At 66.4% G+C, this 265-nt stretch carries 1 protein-coding gene; it reads left to right on the plus strand.

The annotated features are described in order from the left end of the window. Positions 1–31: 31 nt before the first annotated feature. The coding region (locus AC1RPN_RS09015; protein ID WP_481763848.1) for a hypothetical protein at positions 32–265 on the plus strand (234 nt) is incomplete at its 3' end.

A 265-nucleotide genomic window follows, 5' to 3' on the forward strand; every position in this document is an offset into this window, starting at 1 on the left:
GTCCACGGCTGTTCGGATCAGCGCGGACGGAATGGCCACCGGCGTTGACATCGGGCCGCTTACTGTCGTGGGGGTCGACTCGGCCGGGATCTGGGCCACTAAGCGTTCGTGGCCTGCGCCGGAACCGCTTCCTGGCGAAGAGGAGTTCGAGGAAGCCCCCTCCTTCGACGCTGCCGGCCTGCCGCTGGAGTCGCGGCACGACTTTCAGAGACAGGAAGAACTCTGGCATCAGGGGCGAGAGGGCACGTTTCCCGACGTCCTCACC

The organism is Dellaglioa sp. CoH-57-MRSF-20, from assembly GCF_056781955.1.